The organism is Streptomyces sp. NPDC014727 (assembly GCF_043083485.1).
Lineage (GTDB): Bacteria > Actinomycetota > Actinomycetes > Streptomycetales > Streptomycetaceae > Streptomyces.
In genome coordinates this window covers 45,091-65,968 of sequence record NZ_JBIBYR010000009.1, presented here as the reverse complement: position 1 = coordinate 65,968, position 20,878 = coordinate 45,091, and the positions used below count along the sequence as shown (strand labels likewise).

The 20,878-nt window shown below is 71.5% G+C and carries 21 protein-coding genes and 1 pseudogene; 12 read left to right on the top strand and 10 right to left on the bottom strand.

The features are described from left to right. The first annotated feature begins 77 nt into the window (after positions 1 to 77). Positions 78 to 548 (top strand): hypothetical protein, encoded by a 471-nt coding sequence (locus ACF1B9_RS16370; RefSeq protein ID WP_391740500.1) that lies wholly within the window; start codon positions 78 to 80, stop codon positions 546 to 548. A 177-nt stretch (positions 549 to 725) separates the two neighbouring features. On the opposite strand, the gene msrB is transcribed toward ACF1B9_RS16370, so the two are convergent. The 4 genes from msrB to ACF1B9_RS16350 form a co-directional block, all read right to left on the bottom strand. After that, positions 726 to 1,133 (bottom strand): peptide-methionine (R)-S-oxide reductase MsrB, encoded by a 408-nt coding sequence (msrB, locus tag ACF1B9_RS16365; RefSeq protein WP_391740499.1) that lies wholly within the window; start codon positions 1,131 to 1,133, stop codon positions 726 to 728. Between the two features lie 9 nt (positions 1,134 to 1,142). Further along, positions 1,143 to 2,537 (bottom strand): UDP-N-acetylmuramate--L-alanine ligase, encoded by a 1,395-nt coding sequence (murC, locus tag ACF1B9_RS16360; RefSeq protein ID WP_391740498.1) that lies wholly within the window; start codon positions 2,535 to 2,537, stop codon positions 1,143 to 1,145. 40 nt (positions 2,538 to 2,577) lie between these two features. Then, the gene (locus ACF1B9_RS16355; RefSeq protein WP_391740756.1) at positions 2,578 to 3,030 is read right to left on the bottom strand and encodes an indole-3-glycerol phosphate synthase; all 453 of its coding nucleotides are present in this window, start codon (positions 3,028 to 3,030) and stop codon (positions 2,578 to 2,580) included. Positions 3,031 to 3,179: 149 nt separating this feature from the next. Beyond that, positions 3,180 to 3,944, bottom strand: a complete 765-nt coding sequence (locus tag ACF1B9_RS16350; protein ID WP_391740497.1) for a pyrimidine reductase family protein — start codon at positions 3,942 to 3,944, stop codon at positions 3,180 to 3,182. A 37-nt stretch (positions 3,945 to 3,981) separates the two neighbouring features. On the opposite strand from ACF1B9_RS16350, the gene zapE reads away from it, so the two are divergent. The 4 genes from zapE (at position 3,982) to ACF1B9_RS16330 (ending at position 8,202) form a co-directional block, all read left to right on the top strand. After that, positions 3,982 to 5,073 carry a cell division protein ZapE gene (gene zapE, locus ACF1B9_RS16345; RefSeq protein ID WP_391740496.1) on the top strand — a complete coding sequence of 364 codons (1,092 nt, stop codon included), beginning with the start codon at positions 3,982 to 3,984 and terminating at the stop codon, positions 5,071 to 5,073. A gap of 99 nt (positions 5,074 to 5,172) precedes the next feature. Continuing rightward, positions 5,173 to 5,598, top strand: coding sequence for an OsmC family protein (locus ACF1B9_RS16340; RefSeq protein ID WP_391740495.1), 426 nt, complete (start codon positions 5,173 to 5,175; stop codon positions 5,596 to 5,598). A gap of 125 nt (positions 5,599 to 5,723) precedes the next feature. Continuing rightward, on the top strand, positions 5,724 to 7,103 hold the full coding sequence (locus tag ACF1B9_RS16335; RefSeq protein WP_391740494.1) for an alkaline phosphatase PhoX: 1,380 nt from the start codon (positions 5,724 to 5,726) through the stop codon (positions 7,101 to 7,103). Positions 7,104 to 7,314: 211 nt separating this feature from the next. Beyond that, complete coding sequence (locus ACF1B9_RS16330) at positions 7,315 to 8,202, top strand: polysaccharide deacetylase family protein (RefSeq protein ID WP_391740493.1); 888 nt, start codon at positions 7,315 to 7,317, stop codon at positions 8,200 to 8,202. 10 nt (positions 8,203 to 8,212) lie between these two features. On the opposite strand, the gene ACF1B9_RS16325 is transcribed toward ACF1B9_RS16330, so the two are convergent. From ACF1B9_RS16325 to ACF1B9_RS16315, 3 genes and pseudogenes are all read right to left on the bottom strand, one after another. Further along, entirely contained in the window at positions 8,213 to 8,404 is a 192-nt protein-coding gene (locus tag ACF1B9_RS16325) for a hypothetical protein (RefSeq protein ID WP_391740492.1), read from the bottom strand. Positions 8,405 to 8,441: 37 nt separating this feature from the next. After that, positions 8,442 to 8,594, bottom strand: a pseudogene (locus ACF1B9_RS16320) (ABC transporter ATP-binding protein); the annotation flags it as partial. Then, complete coding sequence (locus tag ACF1B9_RS16315; RefSeq protein WP_391740491.1) at positions 8,591 to 9,268, bottom strand: AIM24 family protein; 678 nt, start codon at positions 9,266 to 9,268, stop codon at positions 8,591 to 8,593. The gene ACF1B9_RS16315 and the pseudogene ACF1B9_RS16320, both read right to left, overlap by 4 nt. A 123-nt stretch (positions 9,269 to 9,391) precedes the next feature. Here ACF1B9_RS16315 and ACF1B9_RS16310 point away from each other — a divergent pair, with 123 nt between their 5' ends. The 3 genes from ACF1B9_RS16310 (at position 9,392) to ACF1B9_RS16300 (ending at position 12,709) form a co-directional block, all read left to right on the top strand. Then, positions 9,392 to 10,111: a peptidyl-tRNA hydrolase gene (locus tag ACF1B9_RS16310; RefSeq protein WP_391740755.1), complete on the top strand. Its 720-nt coding sequence runs from the start codon at positions 9,392 to 9,394 to the stop codon at positions 10,109 to 10,111. Between the two features lie 167 nt (positions 10,112 to 10,278). Beyond that, positions 10,279 to 11,589, top strand: a complete 1,311-nt coding sequence (locus ACF1B9_RS16305; protein ID WP_391740490.1) for a DUF692 family multinuclear iron-containing protein — start codon at positions 10,279 to 10,281, stop codon at positions 11,587 to 11,589. A 7-nt stretch (positions 11,590 to 11,596) separates the two neighbouring features. Next, positions 11,597 to 12,709 carry a TIGR04222 domain-containing membrane protein gene (locus tag ACF1B9_RS16300; RefSeq protein WP_391740489.1) on the top strand — a complete coding sequence of 371 codons (1,113 nt, stop codon included), beginning with the start codon at positions 11,597 to 11,599 and terminating at the stop codon, positions 12,707 to 12,709. 505 nt (positions 12,710 to 13,214) lie between these two features. Here the strand turns inward: ACF1B9_RS16300 and hemQ are convergent. Together hemQ and hemG are read right to left on the bottom strand one after the other, a co-directional pair. After that, entirely contained in the window at positions 13,215 to 13,943 is a 729-nt protein-coding gene (hemQ, locus tag ACF1B9_RS16295; protein WP_351787783.1) for a hydrogen peroxide-dependent heme synthase, read from the bottom strand. 4 nt (positions 13,944 to 13,947) lie between these two features. Next, entirely contained in the window at positions 13,948 to 15,435 is a 1,488-nt protein-coding gene (gene hemG, locus ACF1B9_RS16290) for a protoporphyrinogen oxidase (RefSeq protein WP_391740488.1), read from the bottom strand. A gap of 175 nt (positions 15,436 to 15,610) precedes the next feature. Here hemG and ACF1B9_RS16285 point away from each other — a divergent pair, with 175 nt between their 5' ends. Next, complete coding sequence (locus tag ACF1B9_RS16285; RefSeq protein WP_391740487.1) at positions 15,611 to 16,543, top strand: DUF4349 domain-containing protein; 933 nt, start codon at positions 15,611 to 15,613, stop codon at positions 16,541 to 16,543. Positions 16,544 to 16,580: 37 nt separating this feature from the next. Continuing rightward, the gene (locus ACF1B9_RS16280; RefSeq protein ID WP_391740486.1) at positions 16,581 to 17,966 is read left to right on the top strand and encodes an FAD-dependent oxidoreductase; all 1,386 of its coding nucleotides are present in this window, start codon (positions 16,581 to 16,583) and stop codon (positions 17,964 to 17,966) included. A gap of 28 nt (positions 17,967 to 17,994) precedes the next feature. Here the strand turns inward: ACF1B9_RS16280 and hemE are convergent, their stop codons facing one another. Continuing rightward, positions 17,995 to 19,068, bottom strand: a complete 1,074-nt coding sequence (gene hemE, locus ACF1B9_RS16275) for a uroporphyrinogen decarboxylase (RefSeq protein WP_391740485.1) — start codon at positions 19,066 to 19,068, stop codon at positions 17,995 to 17,997. A 91-nt stretch (positions 19,069 to 19,159) separates the two neighbouring features. Between hemE and ACF1B9_RS16270 the strand changes: the two genes are divergently transcribed. Together ACF1B9_RS16270 and ACF1B9_RS16265 are read left to right on the top strand one after the other, a co-directional pair. Next, entirely contained in the window at positions 19,160 to 19,819 is a 660-nt protein-coding gene (locus ACF1B9_RS16270; RefSeq protein WP_391740484.1) for a DUF3000 domain-containing protein, read from the top strand. Positions 19,820 to 20,051: 232 nt separating this feature from the next. Then, a complete protein-coding gene (locus tag ACF1B9_RS16265; protein WP_024488613.1) occupies positions 20,052 to 20,714 on the top strand; it encodes a response regulator transcription factor in 663 nt (220 codons plus the stop codon). Positions 20,715 to 20,878 lie beyond the last annotated feature (164 nt).

The following is a 20,878-nucleotide window of genomic DNA, read 5'->3' as shown; positions in this document are numbered from 1 at the left end:
GACCGGTACCGTGTGACATGTCTGTCTCGTGTGCTCCTGGCGGGCTGCGTGACCCCCGAGGAACGGATGAGGAACAGATGACGACGAACCGTGGACGCAAGGACGTCATCCGGGACCGGATGGCCGCGACCGGCGAGTCGTACAACGTCGCCGCCCGCAATCTGAAGGCGATGAAGGACATGGGCGCCACGCGTGAGGCGGTCCTCACCCAGCGCTGGCGTCCCGCCGAGACGCTCGATGTGCCGTGCCCCTGCGGCGGCACGTGCGAGCCCGGCGAGAGGTGCGAGCGCTGCCACGCGCTTCACCGGCACGTGGCGCGCCGTCCCGGCAGCGTCACGGACGTGGAGACCTGGGCGGACCGTTACGACTGCATGGGCTGCGCGTCCTCGTACATCCTGACCGTGGTGCTGCCCGGTCGGCCGTGGGGCGTCGTCGACGCGGTGGTCCGGGGTGGCTCCGCGGAGCCTGTCGTACGGGCCCGGGTCTTTCCGGGGGTCGCCCATCCGCTGCTGCGGCCGGAGAGCGCCGGGGACGCGGACGAGGGCTGACTCCGGGCGTCAGCCCGCTCCGGCCCGTGGGCCTCTCCGGTCACGGCACCGGCCATGGCCGTCGGTCTCTTCGTCCAGGCGGCGGCCTGCTGCCCGGCGGCCGGCCAACGGCGACGGGCGACGGGGTGCACCCGCCGCCGAACGCCCGGACGACATCGGGCCCCGGCCGCTGGGTCGTCAGCCCTCGTCGGGCGTCAGGCGCAGTGAGATCGAGTTGATGCAGTACCGCTGGTCCGTCGGGGTGGGGTAGCCCTCGCCCTCGAAGACATGGCCGAGGTGCGATCCGCAGCGGGCGCAGCGGACCTCGGTGCGGACCATGCCGTGGCTGCGGTCCTGGATCAGTTCGACGGCATCGGAGTCCTTCGGGTCGTAGAAGGACGGCCAGCCGCAGTGCGACTCGAATTTGGTGTCGGAGCGGAACAGCTCCGCGTCACAGGCGCGGCAGGAGTAGACGCCCGTGGTCTTGGTGTCGGTGTATTCGCCGACGAAGGCGGGTTCGGTGCCGGCCTGGCGCAGGACCGCGTACTCGGCGGGGGTCAGCTCCGCCCGCCACTGCTCGTCCGGCTTCTCGATGTCGTACGACACGTCGCTCCCTCAGCTCGACAGGTGGTCCAGGATCTGCGGGCCGAGGTCCGTGACGTCGCCCGCCCCCATGGTGAGAACGAGGTCGCCGGGCTTCGCCATTCCCGCGACGATCTCGGGGACCGCCGCCTTTGCGTGGACGGCGGCGACGTCGGCTCCCGCGGTCCTCGCCGCATCGATGATCAGGGCGCTGGTGATGCCGGGGATCGGGTCCTCACGGGCGGGGTAGATGTCCAGGACCACGGAGGCGTCGGCCAGTGCGAGTGCCTGCCCCATCTCGGTGCCGAGTTCCTGTGTGCGGGAGAAGAGGTGGGGCTGGAAGACGACCAGGAGACGGGCGTCGGACGCGGCCCCGCGCATCGCTTCGAGGTCGGCGGTCATCTCGGTGGGGTGGTGCGCGTACGAGTCGATGACCTGCACACCCGCCGCCTCGCCCTTGAGCTGGAGGCGGCGCTTGACGCCCGTGTACTTGCCGAGGGCCGAGGCAAGGTTGTGGGCCGGGATGCCGAGGGCGACACCGGCGGCAAGGGCCGCGACCGCGTTGAGGGCGTAGTGGCGGCCGGGCACGGAGACCGTGAACGTGAGGTACTTCCCGTTCAGGACGACCGTGACCTCGCTGGTCAGACCGCGCGGGGTGACCTTGTGGACGCGTACGTCGGCGGTCTCGGACGCGCCGTAGGTGACGACCTTCACCGAGGAGAGGTCGCGCACCCGCTTCGTCAGTTCGACGGCACCGGCCTGGTCGGCGGAGATCACCAGGGTGCCACCGGGAACGATCTTGCCGGCGAACGTCTCGAAGGACTCGTAGATCTCGTCCATCGAGGCGTAGTTCGCGTGGTGGTCCAGCTCGACGTTGAGGACGATCGCGACCTCGGGGTCGTACTTCTGGAAGCTGCGGTCGCTTTCGTCCGCCTCCGCGACGAAGATCTCGCCCGCGCCGTGCGCTGCGTTGGTGCCCGGCCCCGCGAGGTCGCCGCCGATGGCGTACGAGGGATCGCGGTTCAGTTCGGACAGGGCGACGGCCAGCATCGATGTGGTGGTCGTCTTGCCGTGCGTACCGGCCACCGCGATCGCGCGCAGGCCGCCCATCAGGGAGGCCAGCGCGTCGGAGCGGTGCACGACGGGGATCGACAGCTCGGCGGCGCGCACCAGCTCCGGGTTGTCGGGGCGAATGGCGCTGGAGACGACCACGCACGAGGCGTCGTCCGCCAGATGTGCGGCGGCGTGCCCGATGTGGACGGTCGCCCCCAGTGCCCGCAGTGCCTCGGCCGTGCCCGACTCCTTGGCGTCACTGCCCGCGACCTTCGCGCCGCGCTGGGTGAGGATCTTCGCGATGCCCGACATTCCGGCGCCGCCGATGCCGATGAAGTGCGGCCGTTCCATGGCGGCAGGAATACCGGGTGCCATGCGTATGTCTCCCCAAATGTCGATGCGAGTCGCCCCCAGCCTATTCGCTGTGCGCGAAGAGCTTGAGCACCGGTACGCCGACCTTGTGCCGGGCCCTCGACGCCCAGTCCCGGTGGAAGAACTCCTCCACGTAGTGCGGCGCGGTGAGCACGATGACCTCGTCCGCCTCGGCGTCGTCGACCACGGACTTCAGCTTGTCCAGCGGGTGCTCCTCGATCACCTGTCCGACAGCTTCCGAGCCTGCCTGCCGCAGCGCTTCGAGTGACACTTCGAGCGCCAGTTCGGCTGACCGCCTGGCATTCTTGCCCTCCGGCTCCTCACCTTCGCGAGCGGCCTCCTTCAGCTCTCCCATCGCCAGGTCGTCGATGGCCCGCAACAGCACATCGGCCTGGTCACCGCGCGGCTGCATGAGCACGACGAAGGAGGTCCGCTCCTCCCCGTGCAGGGTGGTGACGAACTCGACGTCCTCGGAAGTGAGGGGCTTCTCGATCATCAAAACGCTGGTGAACACCACGGGCGCCCTTCTGCTTCAGTGACCGTCGCCGGTCTCTGCTGAAACCATCCTTCCCCGTGCCGGCACGGGGTCTGCGAGAGTAATTGTGCCCACCGGAAGCTAAGCGGAACGACAAATTCCGCCGATGGTCAGATCCGACGGTATCGGGTGAAGAGGAACCCGGCCTCTTCCAGCATCGATGTCAGGGCGAATCGTTCCGGCACGGCCACCGAGGGGCCACCGGCGATCCGCTGCGCGTCTCCGGCGGTCAGCATCGGTGAGAGGGTCAGACAGAGCTCGTCCAGCACGCCGGCCGCCACGAACTGACCCAGCATCCTGGGCCCGCCCTCGGTCAGCAACCGCTTGAGTCCCCGGTCGGCCAGTTCGCGTACGGCCCTGGCGGGGTCCACCCGGGACCCCTCTCCCGCGATCACCACCTCGGCGCCCGCCCTCCGCGCCTCCTCGATCCGCCCCTCAGGGGCTCCTGCGCCGGTCAGCACGAGGGTCGGGACGAGCGGCGAGACGAAGAGCGGCAGCGAGAAGTCCAGGTCCAGGCTCCCGCTCACCACGGCGATCGCCGGTGCGGGCCCCTGTCCGGCCGCGGCCCGGCGGGCGGCGAAGGCCTCGCGGGCCCTGGCCGGCCGGTAGCCCTCCAGCCGCACCGTCTCCGCCCCCGCCACCACCACATCGGCCAGACCGCGCAGCGTGCCGAAGATCCGCATGTCGCTCTCGCACGAGATCGGCTGCGAGCGTCCGTCGTGCTGGGCGGCGCCGTCGAGTGTCGAAACCATGTTGGCGCGCAGCCAGGGACCGTCCTGCTCGGGGTACGCGTAGACATCGGCCAGATCGTCCAGACTCCACTCCCCCTCGTCGTCGGCCGGTGTCGTGTCGGTCACAGGGAAGAGGCGTCGCATGCCCCGCAGTCTGGCACGGCCCTTAAGCTTGACGGTTGTGTCGTCCTCCACCGCCGTGCCGGGGCAGAGCCCCATAGCCGAAACGGCCCCGCTGTCCCTGTGCGCGCTCGAACCGCACGTTCCCGCCGACCGACTGGTCGCCGAGATGGTGCCGCCGCCGCGTTTCGACACCGTGCGTTTCGATACGTATGTCCCGGACCCGGGCCGGCCGAGCCAGTCCGAGGCGGTCGAGGTCCTGAGCGGCTTCGCGGCCGGGCTCGGCGGGGCGCATGCCAGCGGCTCGGTCAAGCGCAAGTGGTTCAGCAGGAAGCCCGCCGCTCCTTCGGCGCCCCTCGGGGTCTACCTCGACGGCGGCTACGGCGTCGGCAAGACCCATCTGCTGGCCTCCCTCTGGCACGCCACGCCCGCCGCGCCCTCGCTGAAGGCGTTCGGCACGTTCGTCGAGCTGACGAACCTGGTCGGCGCGCTGGGCTTCCAGCAGACCGTGCGGACGCTGAGCGGGCACCGGCTGCTGTGCATCGACGAATTCGAGCTGGACGACCCGGGCGACACCGTCCTGGTGTCGTCGCTGCTCAGCAGGCTCGTCGAGGCGGGCGTCGCGCTCGCCGCCACCTCCAACACGCTGCCCGGCAAGCTCGGAGAGGGCCGGTTCGCCGCCGCCGACTTCCTGCGGGAGATCCAGGGGCTGTCCGCGCACTTCCGTCCGCTGCGGATCGACGGCGAGGACTACCGCCACCGCGGGCTGCCCGAGGCCCCCGCGCCGTACTCCGACGAACAGGTCACCCGGGCGGCGTACGCCACCGAGGGCGCCAGCCTGGACGACTTCCCCTCGCTCCTCGACCATCTCGCCCGGGTCCATCCGAGCCGCTACGGGGCGCTGACGGACGGCCTGCGGGCGGTCTGCCTGACCGAGGTCCAGCCGGTGCCGGACCAGTCGACCGCGCTGCGGCTCGTCGTCCTCGCCGACCGGCTGTACGACCGTGAGGTCCCGGTGCTCGCCTCCGGGGTGCCGTTCGACAGGCTGTTCAGCGAGGAGATGCTGAACGGCGGGTACCGGAAGAAGTATTTCCGGGCGATCTCCCGGCTGACGGCGCTGGCGCGCGACGCGAAGGGCCTGGTGGCGCAGTAGGTTCGGGGCACAACGCCCTTCGGGGGCGTACCCCCGAGGTGCCCCTGGGCGCCTCGTTCCTCCCGTAGCAACCGCGCACACCGTTTGAAGGGATCCAGCATGGCTACCACGCGTCAGGCGCACACGGTCTGGGAAGGCAACCTGATCGAGGGCAAGGGCGTCGTCACCTTCGACTCCTCCGGCATCGGGGACTACGAGGTCTCCTGGCCGTCCCGCGCGGAGAAGGCGAATGGGAAGACCAGCCCGGAGGAGCTCATCGCGGCGGCCCACTCCAGCTGCTTCTCGATGGCGCTGTCCCACGGCCTGACCACGGCCGGCACCCCGCCGACCCGACTGACCACCCAGGCCGAGGTCACATTCCAGCCCGGCACCGGTATCACCGGTATCCACCTCACCGTCCAGGGCGACGTGCCGGGTCTCGACGAGGCGGGCTTCGTCAAGGCCGCCGAGGACGCCAAGGCGAACTGCCCGGTCAGCCAGGCACTGACGGGCACGACGATCACGCTCAGCGCGTCCCTGGCCTGACCCCACGGGCCCCCGTGGGCCCGTGACACGCACGAGGCACGGTGACCCGCGTGGTTTCCGCGCGACGATACGCGTGGTACACACATGCGGGTCACTTCTCCTGTCCGCCAGCAGGGAGTTGCCTCATGTCATCAACAGCAGCACGACACCTCGCAACACGACGACAGGTCCTGGCCGGCAGCGGCGCGGCCGTTGCCTCGATCGCCTTCGCCGGGGCGTTCTCCGAACTCTTCGCGGGTACCGCCGCCGCCCGTGGGCACAGCGGCTACGGCCCGCTCGTGCCCGACCCGGACGGTCTGCTCGACCTCCCGAAGGGCTTCCGCTACCGGGTCCTGTCCCGGGAGGGCGACCCGCTCCGCTCGGGCGAGGGCCAGGTCCCCGGCAACCACGACGGGATGGCCGCCTTCGCAGGGCGGCACGGACACGTCCGTCTCGTCCGCAACCACGAGAACCGCGTCACCGCCAGGATCCCGGTCCCGGTCGTCGAGGGCCTCACCTACGACCCGATGGGCAAGGGCGGCTGCACCGCCCTGGAACTGGACGGCCGCAACAACGTCCTGGGCGAACGCGTCGCCATCGCCGGTACCGCGGTGAACTGCGCGGGCGGCCGCACCCCTTGGAACACCTGGCTGACCTGCGAGGAGACCGAGGACCGGGCCGGTACCAACGGCTACACCAAGGACCACGGCTTCATCTTCGAGGTGGACGGCGCCGATCCGCGCCGCACCGGCGCCGTGCCGCTCACCGCGATGGGCCGCTTCCAGCACGAGGCGATCGCGATCGATCCGAAGAGCGGGATCGTGTACGAGACGGAGGACGCGTTCGACAAGCCGTTCGGGCTCTTCTACCGCTTCCTGCCGAACAAGCCGCTCGGCGGGACGGGATCGCTGCGGGCGGGCGGCCATCTGGAGGCGATGCGGGTGCCGGGCGTCCCCGACCTCTCCGCGGTCCAGGAGACCGGCGCGAGCTTCGAGGGCGTCGAGTGGGTGCCCGTACCGGATCCGCAGGCGGCCGTGACCCCGATCCGGTTCCAGGACTTCGGCCCGAAGGGCATCACGCACGCGCAGAAGCTGGAAGGCTGTTACTGGGGCGGGTCCGCGGTCTACTTCGTCTCCAGCTTCGCGCACAGCTCGCAGGGTTCGGCGGCCGACCACTACGGCCAGGTGTGGCGGTACGAGCCGAAGCGGCGCCGCCTCACGCTGGTGATCGTCTTCGGTCCGGGAACGGACGTCCAACTGCCCGGCGAATCCCCGGACAACATCTGTCTGGCCTCCGACGGCGGGCTGATGGTGTGCGAGGACGGCGACGGCGCCCAGCACGTGTTCGGCCTGACGCGGGGCGGCGAGGTGTACGCGATGGCGCGAGGCCGCCAGAACATCGGGACGCCCGAGGAGCCGGCGTGGGGCGAGTTCGCCGGGGTCACGTTCGCTCCGGACGGCGGGACGATGTACGTCAACTGCTACACGCCGGGGACGACGTTCGCGGTGACGGGGCCGTGGCGCTGACGCGCTGACGCGCGCGTGGAGGGCGGGCCGTTGTCGCCCGCCCCCGCGCGCCGTCCGGACCTACCGCGCCGGTGGACACCACGGCCGCGCGACGACTCCTCGGCTTCACCGCGGAGCATCTGCTGGACGGCCCGAGTGAATCCGGGAGCGACTTCGATGCGCAGGAGCGCCGCACACGTCCCTTCATCGGATAGTCCGATACTTTCCGCGGGTGATCAACTCTGCACGAAAATTTACGGCTCTGACTGTTCTGGGTACGGTGCTCGGCAGTCTCGCCGGCTGTGGGAGCGGCGGAACGTCCTCCACGGACCACCCCTCGGCCGGAGGGCGTACTCCCGCTGCCGTCCATGCCCCCTCGGCATCGCCGTCCGTGGGCGCGACCCCCACCACGACGAAGCAGCCGCCCACGCTCGCCCCGGCCCCGGGCGGACTGACGCCGGTGTTCGCACACGGGGCACGGACGGGCGAGAAGGTGGTGGCGCTGACCTTCGACGCCGACATGACGGCCGACGAGGGCCCGCGCGCGGCCGCGGGTGAGCACTTCGACAACCCCGAACTGATCGCGCTGCTGCGCCGGTTGAAGGTGCCCGCGACGGTGTTCATGACGGGGCGGTGGGCCGATGAGTACCCGGCACAGGCCCGGTCCATCGGCGCCGATCCGCTCTTCGAGGTCGCCAACCACTCGTACAGCCACTACGCCTTCACGTCCCCCTGCTACGGGCTGCCGACCGTGGCGAAGGGCGACATGCGCGGTGATGTGGAACGGGCCTTCGCCGCGTTCCGGAAGGCCCGTGTGCGCAATGTGGTGCCGTACTTCCGCTTCCCCGGCGGCTGCTACGACCACGCGGTGCGGCGCGCGCTCGCGCCCGAGCGGGTCACGGCGGTGCAGTGGGACGTGGTCAGCGGCGACGCGTTCGCGACCAACGCGGACGCGGTGGCGCAGCAGGTGCTGGACGGGGTGCGTCCCGGCTCCCTGGTCGTCATGCACTGCACCCGCAGCGCGGCGCCGGTCACGGACCGGGCGGTGGGTCGAGTGGTCCCGGAGCTGCGCAGGCTCGGGTACCGCTTCGTGAAGGTCTCCGACCTGATGCGCGGCTGACCGGGCGTCGTCAGCCCGAGCACGCCGAGCGCTGGGCCTCCTGCCATTCACAGACCGGGCAGAGCGTGATGCCCTTGACGGACTCGGGGTACTCGGTCGGCTTCCGGCACAGGACGCACTCGGCGTACGGAGGTCCCGCGGCGGGCTCCGCCCCGGCGGGTGCGGGGGCGACGGCGGGCGTCCCGCAGTACGACTCGTCCATGTGCAGGAGCCTACGGGACAGCCCTTACTCAGCCGCGCAGCGAAGTGAGTCTGCACAACAGCGTGGACTTGCCGGTGCCGTTGGCGCCGTCGATCCGGACCAGGCCGTGCGGCGGCAGGTCGAGGTCGACCCCGCGCAGCACCCATGGCCCGCCCCGGCCGTACCGGCGGCCGACCCCACTCGGTCTCAGTTCGCTGATGCCTTCTCCTGCTTGAGCTCGCTGGGCCGTACGATCACGAAGCCCTCACCGTCCAGCCGCAGCTGGACGGCCTCTCCCGATCCGCCGCGCATCATCGAGCCGAAGCTCTGCGAGCGGTGCAGCGACGTGGTCAGACTGGCGCTCCAGCCGACCACCGCGTCCGTGTCGACGCACACCGGCTGCTGGGGCGTGACGGGTATCACGATGGGGTGGCCCTCACACATCAGCCCGAGCTTGCCGTACCCGGTGAAGACGCTGTTGAAGATGCCGCCGCCGGTCATTCCGGCGCCCTTCACGGTCTTGATCTCGTAGGTGAGCGTGGCATCGAAACAGAGCACGTTCCGGCCGTTGATGGTGAGGACGTCGCCCTGTTCCATCTCCACGATGAAACAGTTCGCGGCCTCGTGCGCGAACCATGCCTCGCCCTGGCCGCGGACCGCCATCAGCGGCAGCCCCTCGCCGGTGACGGCCCGCTTGAGCAGCCCGCCGATGCCCTGCCCCTTGCGCTCGAACTGCAGATCGCCGCGGAACGCGATCATCGATCCCTGGCGGGCGTGCATCTCACCATTGACGGCGTACTTGATGGATTTGGCGTTCTGCAGGGTCATCCCGGGGGCTGTCGCCTGCTGCGCCAGGTTCTCGCTGGAAAAGAGATCGCTCTTCATGCGCTGCATCCTCACCCGGACCGATTCATTCCGCCAAGAAGCGTTTCTTCGGCGGCTGGCAGACTGGACCGGGTGAGCGACAACAACACCCCCGCACTCTCCTCCGAGTCCCCGGCCACGTCTCTGCCGGAGTCCGGCACCGCTGTGGCGGACAGCCCGTTCAGGTCCGGGCGGACGACCCGCGACGAGGCCCCGCAGTACGTACTGCCGCTGGTCGTGCGCATCGAGAAGACGGCTCCCCCGGCGCGCAACGACGCGCTGCGGACCGCCGCCCGCGCGGTGCTCGTGATGCTCTCCGACGAGCGGTCGGCCGGCGAGGGCGAGTGGGCGCAGGCGATGCGGGACTGGCAGGATGCCCGGATCCGCAAGGTGGTGCGTCGGGCGCGCGGCGCGGAGTGGCGCAGGGCGTCCGCGCTGCCAGGCCTCACGGTCACGGGCGAGAGCGCCGAGGTCCGGGTCTTCCCGCCGGTGCCCCTCGACGGCTGGCCGAAGGAACTGGCGAAGCTCCAGGTGTCGGGGACGGATCTGGACGACCCCGAACCACCGGCCGCGCCCGACCTCGCGGGCCCCGTGCTCTGGCTCAATCCGGAGCTGGAGATGTCCGCCGGCAAGGCGATGGCACAGGCCGGGCACGGCGCACAGCTCGCCTGGTGGGAGCTGTCGGAGACGGAGCGCAAGGCGTGGCGCGAGGCGGGCTTCCCGCTGTCCGTCGCCGCCCCCGGGGCGGGCCGCTGGCGGGAACTCACGGTGAGCGGGCTCCCGGTCGTGCGCGACGCCGGATTCACCGAGATCGCGCCCGGTTCGTGCACGGTGGTCGCCGACCATCCCGCGCTGCGGGGTTGAGCGGGGGAGGGCGCGGCCGGCCGGCCGTCCCGCGCCCCGCCACCGTTCCGCCGCCCCGATCTCCCCGGACACGGAACCTCAAATGAAGCTCTGAACGTCCCCCTGTTCGGATTGACCACTGCTCGCCGGGGCCATCAGCCCTGCACGGAGTGGAGGAGGGGGATCGCATGAAGCTGGGAATCGGCATCGGCTGGCGGCCGGAGATCGCGGACGTGGTCGAGGCACTGCCGGGGATCGACTGGGTGGAGACGGTAGCGGAGAACATCTGCACCGGTCATCTGCCCGACTCGCTGGTACGGCTCAGGGAGCGCGGTGTCACCGTCGTCCCGCACGGCGTCGCGCTGGGGCTCGGCGGAGCCGAGCGCCCCGACGCCGGCCGGCTCGCGGATCTCGCGGCCCGCGCCGAGCTGCTCGGCACTCCGCTGGTCACCGAGCACATCGCGTTCGTACGGGCCGGGGGGCCGCGCACCGCTTCGCCGGGACTGGAAGCGGGCCATCTGCTCCCCGTCCCCCGCACCCGGGACGCACTGGACGTGCTGTGCGAGAACGTACGGATCGCGCAGGACGCGCTGCCGGTACCGCTGGCACTGGAGAACATCGCGGCGCTGATCTCCTGGCCCGACGAGGAGCTGACGGAGGGGCAGTTCCTGGCGGAGCTGGTCGAGCGCACCGGCGTCCGGCTGCTGATCGACGTCGCCAATCTGCACACCAACCACGTGAACCGCGGGGAGGACCCGGCCACCGCGCTCGACGAACTGCCGGTGGAGGCCATCGCGTACGTACATGTGGCGGGGGGCGTCGAGAAGGACGGCGTCTGGCACGACACCCACGCCCACCCGGTCACCCGGCCCGTCCTCGACGTCCTCGCCGAACTCCGTTCCCGGGTCGACCCGCCCGGTGTGCTGCTGGAGCGGGACGACGACTTCCCGCCCGCCGCGGAGCTGGCGGACGAACTCACCACGATCCGCACCACGCTGGACCGGGCGGCCGCCCGCAGCATCCCGGCCCCGTCCGCCGGAGGGGGCGCGAGCCGGCTCGCCCCGGGCGCCGAGGAGCCCGCGTCCCCCGACTCGGCGCGCGACCGGGTCGCGGTCGCCCAGACCGCTCTGCTCTCCGCCCTCGTCGCGGGCACGCCCGCCCCGCACGGCTTCGACCACCACCGTCTCGGGATCCAAAGCCGTGCCCTGGCGGCCAAGCGGGCCGGGGTGGTCGCCAAGGTGGCTCCCGAACTGCCGGAGATCCTGGGCGCCGGGTACCGGGACGCGTTCCTCGCGTACGCCAGGACCCGCCCCATGTCCGCCGGATACCGTCGCGACGCACTGGACTTCGCCGAGGATCTGCTGATCGCCGGCCGGCCCGCCGACGACGCGGCACGGCGCCGGCTGACGTACTGGTGGCAGGACCGGGCCGGCGCGCGACCGCCGCGCCGCACCACCCGGCTGGTACGGGCGGCCCGCGCGGCCCTGGTCGGAAGGTGACCGGAGGATGACCGACACGAACACGCTCGCGCTGCTGGTGGACCTCGCCGTAGCGGTCTCCTGCGTCCTCCTGGTCGTGGGACTCGCCCGTGCCCGCGGCGGGTCCGGCGGCCCGGTCCACGACCTCCTCGAAGTCGCCTTCCTGAACGGGGGGCCGGGCAGGGTCGTGGACACCACACTCACCGCGATGCACACGGACGGACGGCTCACCATCGGCGGCCCCGGCATCGTCGCCGTCCAGCAGGCGGACGCCCGTGACCCGGTCGAGCGCGCGGTGCTCCGGACACATGCCACCGCTCCCAGCGGCGCCCTGCACACCCTGCGCGACGCGGTGATGCGGCACCCCGCGCTGCAGGAGATCGGCGACGGGCTCGCGGCCCGCGGGCTGCTGGCTTCGCCCACGACGACCCGCGTGTGGCGCCGCTGGGGCGTCGTACAGGGCCTGGTCTGTCTGCTGGCCATCCCGCTCACCGTCGTGGTGACGGCCATGGGGTTCATGGCCGACGACTCGCCCGAGACGGACTTCTCCGTACCCTTCGTCTTCAAGGTCCTCCCGGCCCTGATCATCGGCTTCCCGATCGGCTTCGTCTGCGCGGGCATCGCCCGGGGGCGCGTCACCAAGCCGGGGCGGCGGGCGGCCGAGGTGTACCGCGCCGCCCACGCGTACAACCCGCAGCCGGCCCACCTGGTGGCCACACTCGGACTGCGCGCCCTCCCCGACCCCGTACTGCGGACGCAGCTGATCGCGGCGGCCAGGATGCGCCCGGCCGGGCGGCCTCTGCTCGCGGGCCCGGGTTCGGGCTCGCACGCGTCGTCGGACTCCTCGATGCTGTTCGTCGCACCGGTGGTCTGGTGCGCCGGTACCAGCCCCGGCAACGGCAGTTGCGGGAGTTCCAGCGACGGAGGCAGCGGCGGCGGGAGTGGTGGCGGCGGCGGGTGCGGTTCGGGGGCGAGCTGCGGCTCGGGGTCCGGCTGCGGCGGATCGAGCGGCTCCAGTTGTTCCGGCAGCAGCGGTTCCGGCTGCGGGGGCGGTTCCAGCTGCGGGGGCGGGGGTTCCAGTTGCGAGGGCGGGGGTTCCAGTTGCGGGGGCGGGGGTTCCAGTTGCGGCAGCAGTTCCTGAGCGCATGCGGTACCCCGCGCTCTCCCCCGCGGCGCCGCACCGTCCGCATGATGAACCCATTTGGCCGGTACGGACGGCAGCGACTCTGCTGGTGGGCGCGATGGGCGCTGCCGCACTGCTGATACCCGGTCAGGAGGCGTGCCCCGGCGGCCCGGTGGTGTCCATGCTCGTCTGGTTCGGGCTGCCGCTCGCGCTGACCCTGGGATGTCTGGCCATCGCCCGGATGGAGGTCCATCCGTACAGCTCCTGGGCCTCGCCCGCCGGCCGACGGCTGCTGGCCGCGAACGAGACCTCGGTGTCGGACAGTCATCCCTGGCGGGCGTTCGACGGCGCCTGGGAACGGAGCCGTGCTCCGCGTGCCTTTCTGTGGGTTCCGGGGTCGCCGCAGGCCGGTGCCTGCGGCGAACCCGGAGCCGAACCCGGTGTCGCTGGAACGACGGGCAGCGCGGAACGCGCCGGCGCCCGCCGTCTGATCTTCCGGGCTGGGGTGGTCGGAGCCCGCTCGCTACGCGAGCCCGGCCACCAGGTCTGCGACCGACTTCCTGCGTCCCGTGTAGAACGGGACCTCCTCACGGACGTGCATCCGAGCCTCGGAGGCCCGCAGGTGGCGCATCAGGTCGACGATCCGGTGCAGCTCGTCGGCCTCGAAGGCGAGGATCCACTCGTAGTCGCCGAGCGAGAAGGAGGCGACGGTGTTGGCCCGGACGTCGGGGTAGCCGCGGGCCATCTTGCCGTGGTCCGCGAGCATGCGGCGGCGGTCCTCGTCGGGCAGCAGGTACCAGTCGTAGGAGCGCACGAAGGGGTAGACGCTGATGTAGTTGCGCGGCGTCTCGTCGGCCAGGAACGCCGGGATGTGCGACTTGTTGAACTCGGCGGGGCGGTGCAGCGCCATGTTCGACCAGACGGGCTCCAGTGCCAGGCCCAGCTTGGTGCGCCGGAAGAGGTTGTACGCCTCCTGCAGCTCGTCCGCGGTCTCGGCGTGCCACCAGATCATGATGTCGGCGTCGGCACGCACGCCGGACAGGTCGTAGGTGCCACGAACGGTGATGTCCTTCGCCGCCAGCTGGTCGAACAGCTCCTGGACCTCGTCGGCGTAACCGGCACGGTCCGCGGGCAGGACGTCGCGGAGCTTGAAGACGGACCACAGCGTGTAGCGGATGACCTCATTGAGGTCCTTGGCCTTCTTACCCGCGTTGGGGCCCTTGCTTGATTTCACAGTCTCAGGCGCACTCATACGGCTATTGTCCCGCCTCGCTCCGTGTGCCCTGAACCAGGGTCGACGTGGCGATGATCTCTTCCCCGGAACCGCCCGAGATGTCGCGGACGATCTCGTCGGCGGCCCGGTGGGCGCTGGCGATGCACGCCGGGATGCCGACGCCGTCGTAGACCGCTCCGCAGACCCGCAGCGCGGGCAGTTTGGCGACCTCGTCGCGGATCCGGGCGACCCGCGAGAGGTGGCCCACGGGGTACTGGGGCAATCCGCCTGTCCACCGGGTGACCTCGGTGTCCACGGGCCTCGCGGTCAGTCCGGTCGCCGCGGCGAGGTCGCGCAGCGACACATCGACCAGTTCGCCGTCCTCACGGTGCAGGTGGTCCTCCTCGCCGTACCGGCCGACGGAGGTGCGCAGGACGAACAGGTCGGGGGCGCCGTCGGCGACCCAGTTCCACTTGTGGGTGGAGAAGGTGGAGGCCTTGATGGTGCGACCGTCCACCGGGGGCACGAGGAAGCCGGAGCGCCCGTGGAGTGCGTCGGTGGCGGCCACGTCGGAGCGGCGGAACGCCATGGTGACCAGGGCCATCGACGCGTACTCGACACCGGCGAGCTCGGCGGACGCGGCCGGGGACTCGGCGGCGAGCAGGGTGGAGGCGGACCAGGCGGGCGCGGCCAGCACGATGCCGTCGGCGGGGATCACCCGGGCGTCCGTGCGGACGTCCCAGCCGTCGGCGGTACGGGTCAGGCCGAGGACGGGGGTGGCGGTCAGGATCTCCCCGCCCGCCGCGCGCACGGCGTCGGCGACCGCGGACGGCAGAGTGCCGATGCCGCCGTCGATGCCCTGGAACACCGGTCCGGTCTGCTGCCGGGCGGCGGCGCGCTCCTGGACGCGCCGGACACCGTCGAGCAGTGAACCGCCCTCCTGTGCCACCTCGAAGAGCTGGGGCACGGCGGCGCGCATCGAGATCCGGTAGGCGTCGCCCGCGTACACCCCGCCGAGCAGCGGCTCCACGAGCCGGTCGACGACCTCGCGGCCCAGCCGGTCGGCGACGTACGCACCGACCGCGACGTCGTCGCCGACGGGGGTCGGGGTGAGGTCGCGTTCCTGCGCGATGCGGGCGAGGCCCTCCGGGGAGAGCACCGCGCCGAGCGCCGCCGGGTCGCTCGGTACGCCCATCACATGGCCCTTGGGCATGGGCCGCAGGGCGTCGCGCGTCCAGACCGATGCGGTGGCGGTGGCGGGTGGCTGGAGGCGGTCGCCGAGCCCGACGGCGCGCGCCAGGGCGACCGCTTCCGGGCGCCGGGCGAGCATCGACTCGGCACCCAGGTCGACCCGGGTCCCCGCGATCTCACCGGTCATGAGCTTGCCGCCGAGCCGCTCGGTGGCCTCCAGGAGGGTGACCCGCAGCCCGGCCCCGAGGAGCCGGTGGGCGGCGGCGAGCCCGGCGATGCCGCCGCCGATGACGACGACATGACCCGTACCTGTGTCCGCGCGGTTGTGTGAACGCTGCATGCCCCCACTCTCTCAAACCTCGTCCGAGTCCTGAACGTGACCGCTTCGAAACCGGTATCGGGCAACCCGCACCCCTGCCCCGCACGTCGAACCGGCACCATCAACCACCCGTCTCGGGAGAGCAGTTATGCAGACAGACCGGCATTCCGGCCGTTCATCCGTCCGTCGTTCACACATGGTGCTGGCCGCCGGGCTCCTGGCCGGGCTCCTCGCTCTCAGCGGCTGCGGCGCCTCGGGCAGCGCGAGCGATTCGGGTTCCGGCGACAGCAAGAAGGCGGTCTCCGCGGGCGAGCGGAGCGCCGCGGACGCCGCGGACGGAAAGGCGGCACAGGGCCCGCAGGAGGCGGGCGGTTCGCCCGCGGAGCGGAAGAAGTCCGATGCCCTGCCCGTCGGCACCCATGTCATCCGTACCGCCTCGCTCTCGGTGGAGGTGAAGAACGTGCCGAAGGCCGCGGCGGCCGCCCGCTCGGCCGCGGAGAGCGTGGGCGGTCTGGTGGCGGGCGAGGAGACCGAGCGGGTCGACGACACACGTGAAATGTCACATATCGTATTGCGTGTCCCGCAGGGCGAGTACGACGCGGTCCTGCGGGATCTCGCGGGTGCCGGGAAGCTGCTCTCGCGCACGTCGTCCGCGAAGGACGTCACCGACCAGGTGGTCGACGTGGAGAGCCGGATCGCCACCCAGCGGGCGAGCGTGGCACGGGTGCGCAAGCTGATGGACCGGGCCGAGAAACTCACCGACGTGGTCGCGCTGGAAGGGGAACTGAGCAGCCGTCAGGCGTCCTTGGAGTCGTTGCTCGCCCAGCAGGCGTCGTTGAAGGACCGCACCACGCTCGCCACGATCACCCTCGACCTGTCCGAGCCGGAGACGGCGACGAAGGGCGGTGACGACGACCCCGGCTTCCTGGACGCGCTCGGCGGCGGCTGGCACGCGTTCGTCACGATGCTGCGGTGGCTCGCGATGGCGGTCGGTGCCGCGGCCCCGTTCCTGGCGGCGGTCGCCGTTCTCCTGCTGCTGTGGCGGCTGCTGCGGAACCGGTCGGCCGCGCGCCGTGCGCCGCGTGCGTCCGAGCCGACCGAGCCGACGTCCGCGCCCCCCGCGTCGTAACGTGGTCCCTTCGGACTCCGGGTCGGAGGGACCAGGTATGACGGCGGAGCGACTGGTGGTCATCGGTGGTGACGCGGCGGGCATGTCCGCCGCGTCCCAGGCCCGCAGGCTCAAGGGACCCGACGAACTGAGCATCATCGCCTTCGAGCGGGGCCATTTCACCTCGTACTCCGCCTGCGGCATCCCGTACTGGGTCGGCGGCGACGTCGCGGAGCGGGACGACCTCATCGCCCGTACACCGCAGGAGCACCGGGCCCGCGACATCGACCTGCGGATGCGCACCGAGGTCACGGAGATCGATGTCGCCGGACAGCGGGTCCGGGCCCTGGACCGGGAGACCGGCGAGACGTACTGGACGGCCTTCGACAAGCTGGTGATCGCGACCGGTGCCCGGCCGGTGCGTCCGGCGCTGCCCGGCATGGACGCGCCCGGGGTGCATGGAGTGCAGACGCTGGACGACGGGCAGGCGCTGCTGGATTCGCTGGACCTGGCGCCGGGACGCAGACGGGCGGTCGTCGTCGGAGCGGGCTACATCGGCGTCGAGATGGCGGAGGCGATGCTGAAGCGCGGCTTCGAGGTGACCGTGCTCAACCGCGGCGAGCAGCCGATGGCCACGCTCGACCCCGACATGGGGCGGCTGGTCCACGAGGCGATGGACGGTCTGGGCATCACCACGGTCAACGGGGCCGAGGTCACCGCGATCCGCACCGGACCGGACGGCCGGGTCCGCGCGGTCGCCACCGGCGACGGCTCCTGCCCGGCGGACGTGGTGGTGCTCGGCATCGGCGTGGAGCCGGAGACGACGCTGGCGCGCGCCGTCGGCCTCCCGCTGGGCCCGCACGGCGGTCTGCTCACCGATCTGTCGATGCGGGTGGTCGGGCACGACAACATCTGGGCGGGCGGCGACTGCGTCGAGGTCCTCGATCTGGTGGCGGGCCGCACCCGTCATATCGCGCTCGGCACCCATGCCAACAAGCACGGCCAGATCATCGGGGCCAATGTGGGCGGCGGGTACGGGACGTTCCCGGGCGTGGTGGGCACCGCGGTGAGCAAGGTGTGCGATCTGGAGATCGCCCGCACCGGGCTGCGGGAGAAGGACGCCCGTGCGGTGGGGCTGCGCTTCGTCACGGCGACGATCGAGTCGACGGGCCGGGCGGGCTACTACCCGGGGGCGCGGCCCATGACCGTGAAGATGCTCGCCGAGTACCGCACGGGGCGGCTGCTCGGTGTGCAGATCGTGGGCCGGGAAGGGGCGGCCAAGCGCGTGGACATCGCGGCCGTGGCGCTCACCGCCGGGATGACGGTGGACCGGATGACCGCCCTGGATCTGGGCTATGCCCCGCCGTTCTCCCCGGTCTGGGACCCGATCCTGGTGGCGGCCCGCAAGGCGGTCACAGCGGTGCGCAGGGCGGGCACCGCCTGAGCCGCGGTGCCCGGTTCCCCCGCGTCGCTCAGTGCGCGGTCCGCTCGTGCACGTACTCCACGAGCCGCGTCAGGGCGTCCGGGTCCATCGACGGCATCACGCCGTGGCCCAGGTTGAAGACGTGCCCCTCCAGGCCGGCGGCCGCGTCCAGCACCTCCTGGGCCTTCTCCTCCACCGCGGCCGTCGGTGCGAACAGCACGGCGGGGTCGAGGTTGCCCTGGAGCGCCTTGCCGGGACCGACCCGGCGCGCGGCCTCGTCCAGCGAGACCCGCCAGTCGACGCCGACGACATCCGCGCCGGCCTCACCCATCGGCCCGAGGAGTTCACCGGTGCCGACACCGAAGTGGATGCGCGGGACCTCGTACGGGGCGACGGCCTCGAAGACCTTCGCCGAGGCGGGCAGCACCGAACGCCGGTAGTCGGCGGGGGACAGCGCCCCCACCCAGGAGTCGAAGAGCTGGACGGCCGAGGCGCCCGCCTCGATCTGCACCTTGAGAAAGGCGCCGGTGATCTCGGCGAGCCGGTCGAGCAGATCCGCCCAGAGCTGCGGGTCGCCGTACATCAGGGCCTTGGTGTGCTCGTGGTTGCGCGACGGGCCGCCCTCCACGAGGTAGCTCGCGAGGGTGAAGGGCGCGCCCGCGAAGCCGATGAGGGGGGTCGCGCCCAGTTCCGCGGTGAGTAGACCGATGGCCTCGGTGACGTAGTGGACGTCCTCGGGGGTGAGGTCGCGCAGCCGGGCCAGATCGGCGCGGGTGCGGATCGGGTCGGCGATGACGGGGCCGACGCCGGGCTTGATGTCGAGGTCGATACCGATGGCCTTGAGCGGTACGACGATGTCGCTGTAGTAGACCGCGGCGTCCACCTTGTGGCGCCGTACGGGCTGCATCGTGATCTCGGCGACCAGCTCCGGCATCATGCAGGAGTCGAGCATCGGGATGCCCTCGCGGACCTTGAGGTACTCCGGAAGCGAACGTCCGGCCTGGCGCATGAACCAGATCGGTGTGTGCGGCACCGGCTCGCGGCGGCACGCCTTCAGGAACGCCGACTCATGGGTGGCGGATGTCTTCGTCTGCTGGCCCATGGGGCGATCGTTGGCATTCACACCCAGAATCTTCGCACGAAGCCGCAAGCCGCCGGGCCCGCCCGGGTGTCCCTCCCTGCGCGAGGCTCCGGTTCCGCCTACTCTTCCCCGCATGGCTCCGGCTCAGGGACAGTTCTCCGATCAATCCGATGGCGCTGACAGCAAGGACAGCGCGGAGGGTGGTTCCGTCCCGCCCGCTTTCCGGTCGGCGGTCGACGCGTTGCACTCGGCGCGACTCCGCCCGGAGCTGGAGGTCGAGTCGACACCGCCGCCCAAGCGGCTCGCTCCGTACGCGTATGCCCTGGAGGCCGCGGTCGTGGAGGGCGAGGACGATCTCGCGGACGGCCGCCTCGTACTGCTCCATGACCCGGCCGGACACGAGGCCTGGCAGGGAACCTTCCGCCTGGTGACTCTCGTGCGGGCCGAGCTGGAGCCGGAGATGGCTTCCGATCCCCTGCTGCCGGAGGTGTGCTGGTCGTGGCTGACCGGCGCGCTGGAGGCGCGCGGCCTGTCGTACGGGGAGGCCGGCGGCACGGTGACGCGGGCGGGGTCGCACTACTTCGGCGCGCTGGCCACGAGGCGTCCGGCGACGCAGATCGAGATCCGGGCGTCATGGACACCGCGCGAGGGCCACGGCGGGGTGCCGGACACGGCGGCGCACCTGATGGCATGGGGCGATCTGCTGTGCCAGATCGCCGGGCTGCCTCCGTCGGGTCCCGCCGACGCGGCGGTGGTGACGCTCCCCCAGCGGCGCGGCCCCCAGGTCTCCTGAAGCCTCACCCTCGAAGGCCGGTAACACCGCGTGACTTAAAACGCGGCGCTACCGGCATTTTTTTCGTACAATCGATCGCATGTCCGATTTGCCCTAATTGTTACTCAGCAAATCGTGATCTTCCCCTAAAGGAGGACGGGTCTGCTGCCGAAGAGGTCAATGACCCTTCAAGCACGGTTCGCCCCGGCTTCATCCCCGAGCCGGCCCGTCCCGCCACTCCCCAGGAGGCCTGGTGTCCGTTCTCCTAGAGCAGCCCGCAAGCCTGGTCGCCTACCGCCCGAACAAGCCGACGGCCATGGTCGTCGTGGCCGACCCGCGCGTCCGTTCCACCGTCACCCGCCATCTGTGGGCACTCGGAGTACGTGACGTCATCGAGGCGTCGTCCATCGCGGAGGCCCGTCCCCGCGTCGGCAATCCACGCGACATCTGCGTAGCCGACGTCCACCTGCCCGACGGTTCCGGGCTGACCCTCTTGTCCGAGACCCGAGCCGCCGGCTGGCCGAACGGCCTCGCCCTTTCCGCCGCCGATGACATCGGCGCCGTACGCAACGCCCTCGCGGGCGGCGTGAAGGGCTACGTCGTCACCGGCACCCGAACCAACATCGGCCACCCCACCCGTCCCGGCGTCGCCCCCATCGGCGCCAATGCCGCCCGTATGCACCGCCGGCCCCCCGGCACCCCGAGCCACCCGGGCGGCTATCGCGAACTGTCCGGCCGCGAGGTCGAGGTCCTCCGGCTGGTCGCCGAGGGCCAGTCCAACAAGGCCATCGGCGTCTCCATGGGCCTGTCCGCCCTGACCGTCAAGAGCCACCTCGCCCGAATCGCCCGCAAGCTCGGCACCGGAGACCGTGCCGGAATGGTCGCCGTCGCCCTGCGAACGGGCATCATCCACTGACCCTCACTCCCAGGCAGGTCCGCGCGGCCTTACGGACCGGCTGGTTTACATGCATCGGCGCGCGGGGGCGGGCACGTACGGAGGCGGGGGCCCCCAATAGCCCCGCGAACCAGTAACGGGTCCGCCGCCCCACCGGACCCCCCAGAACCAAAACAGCGGAGCCC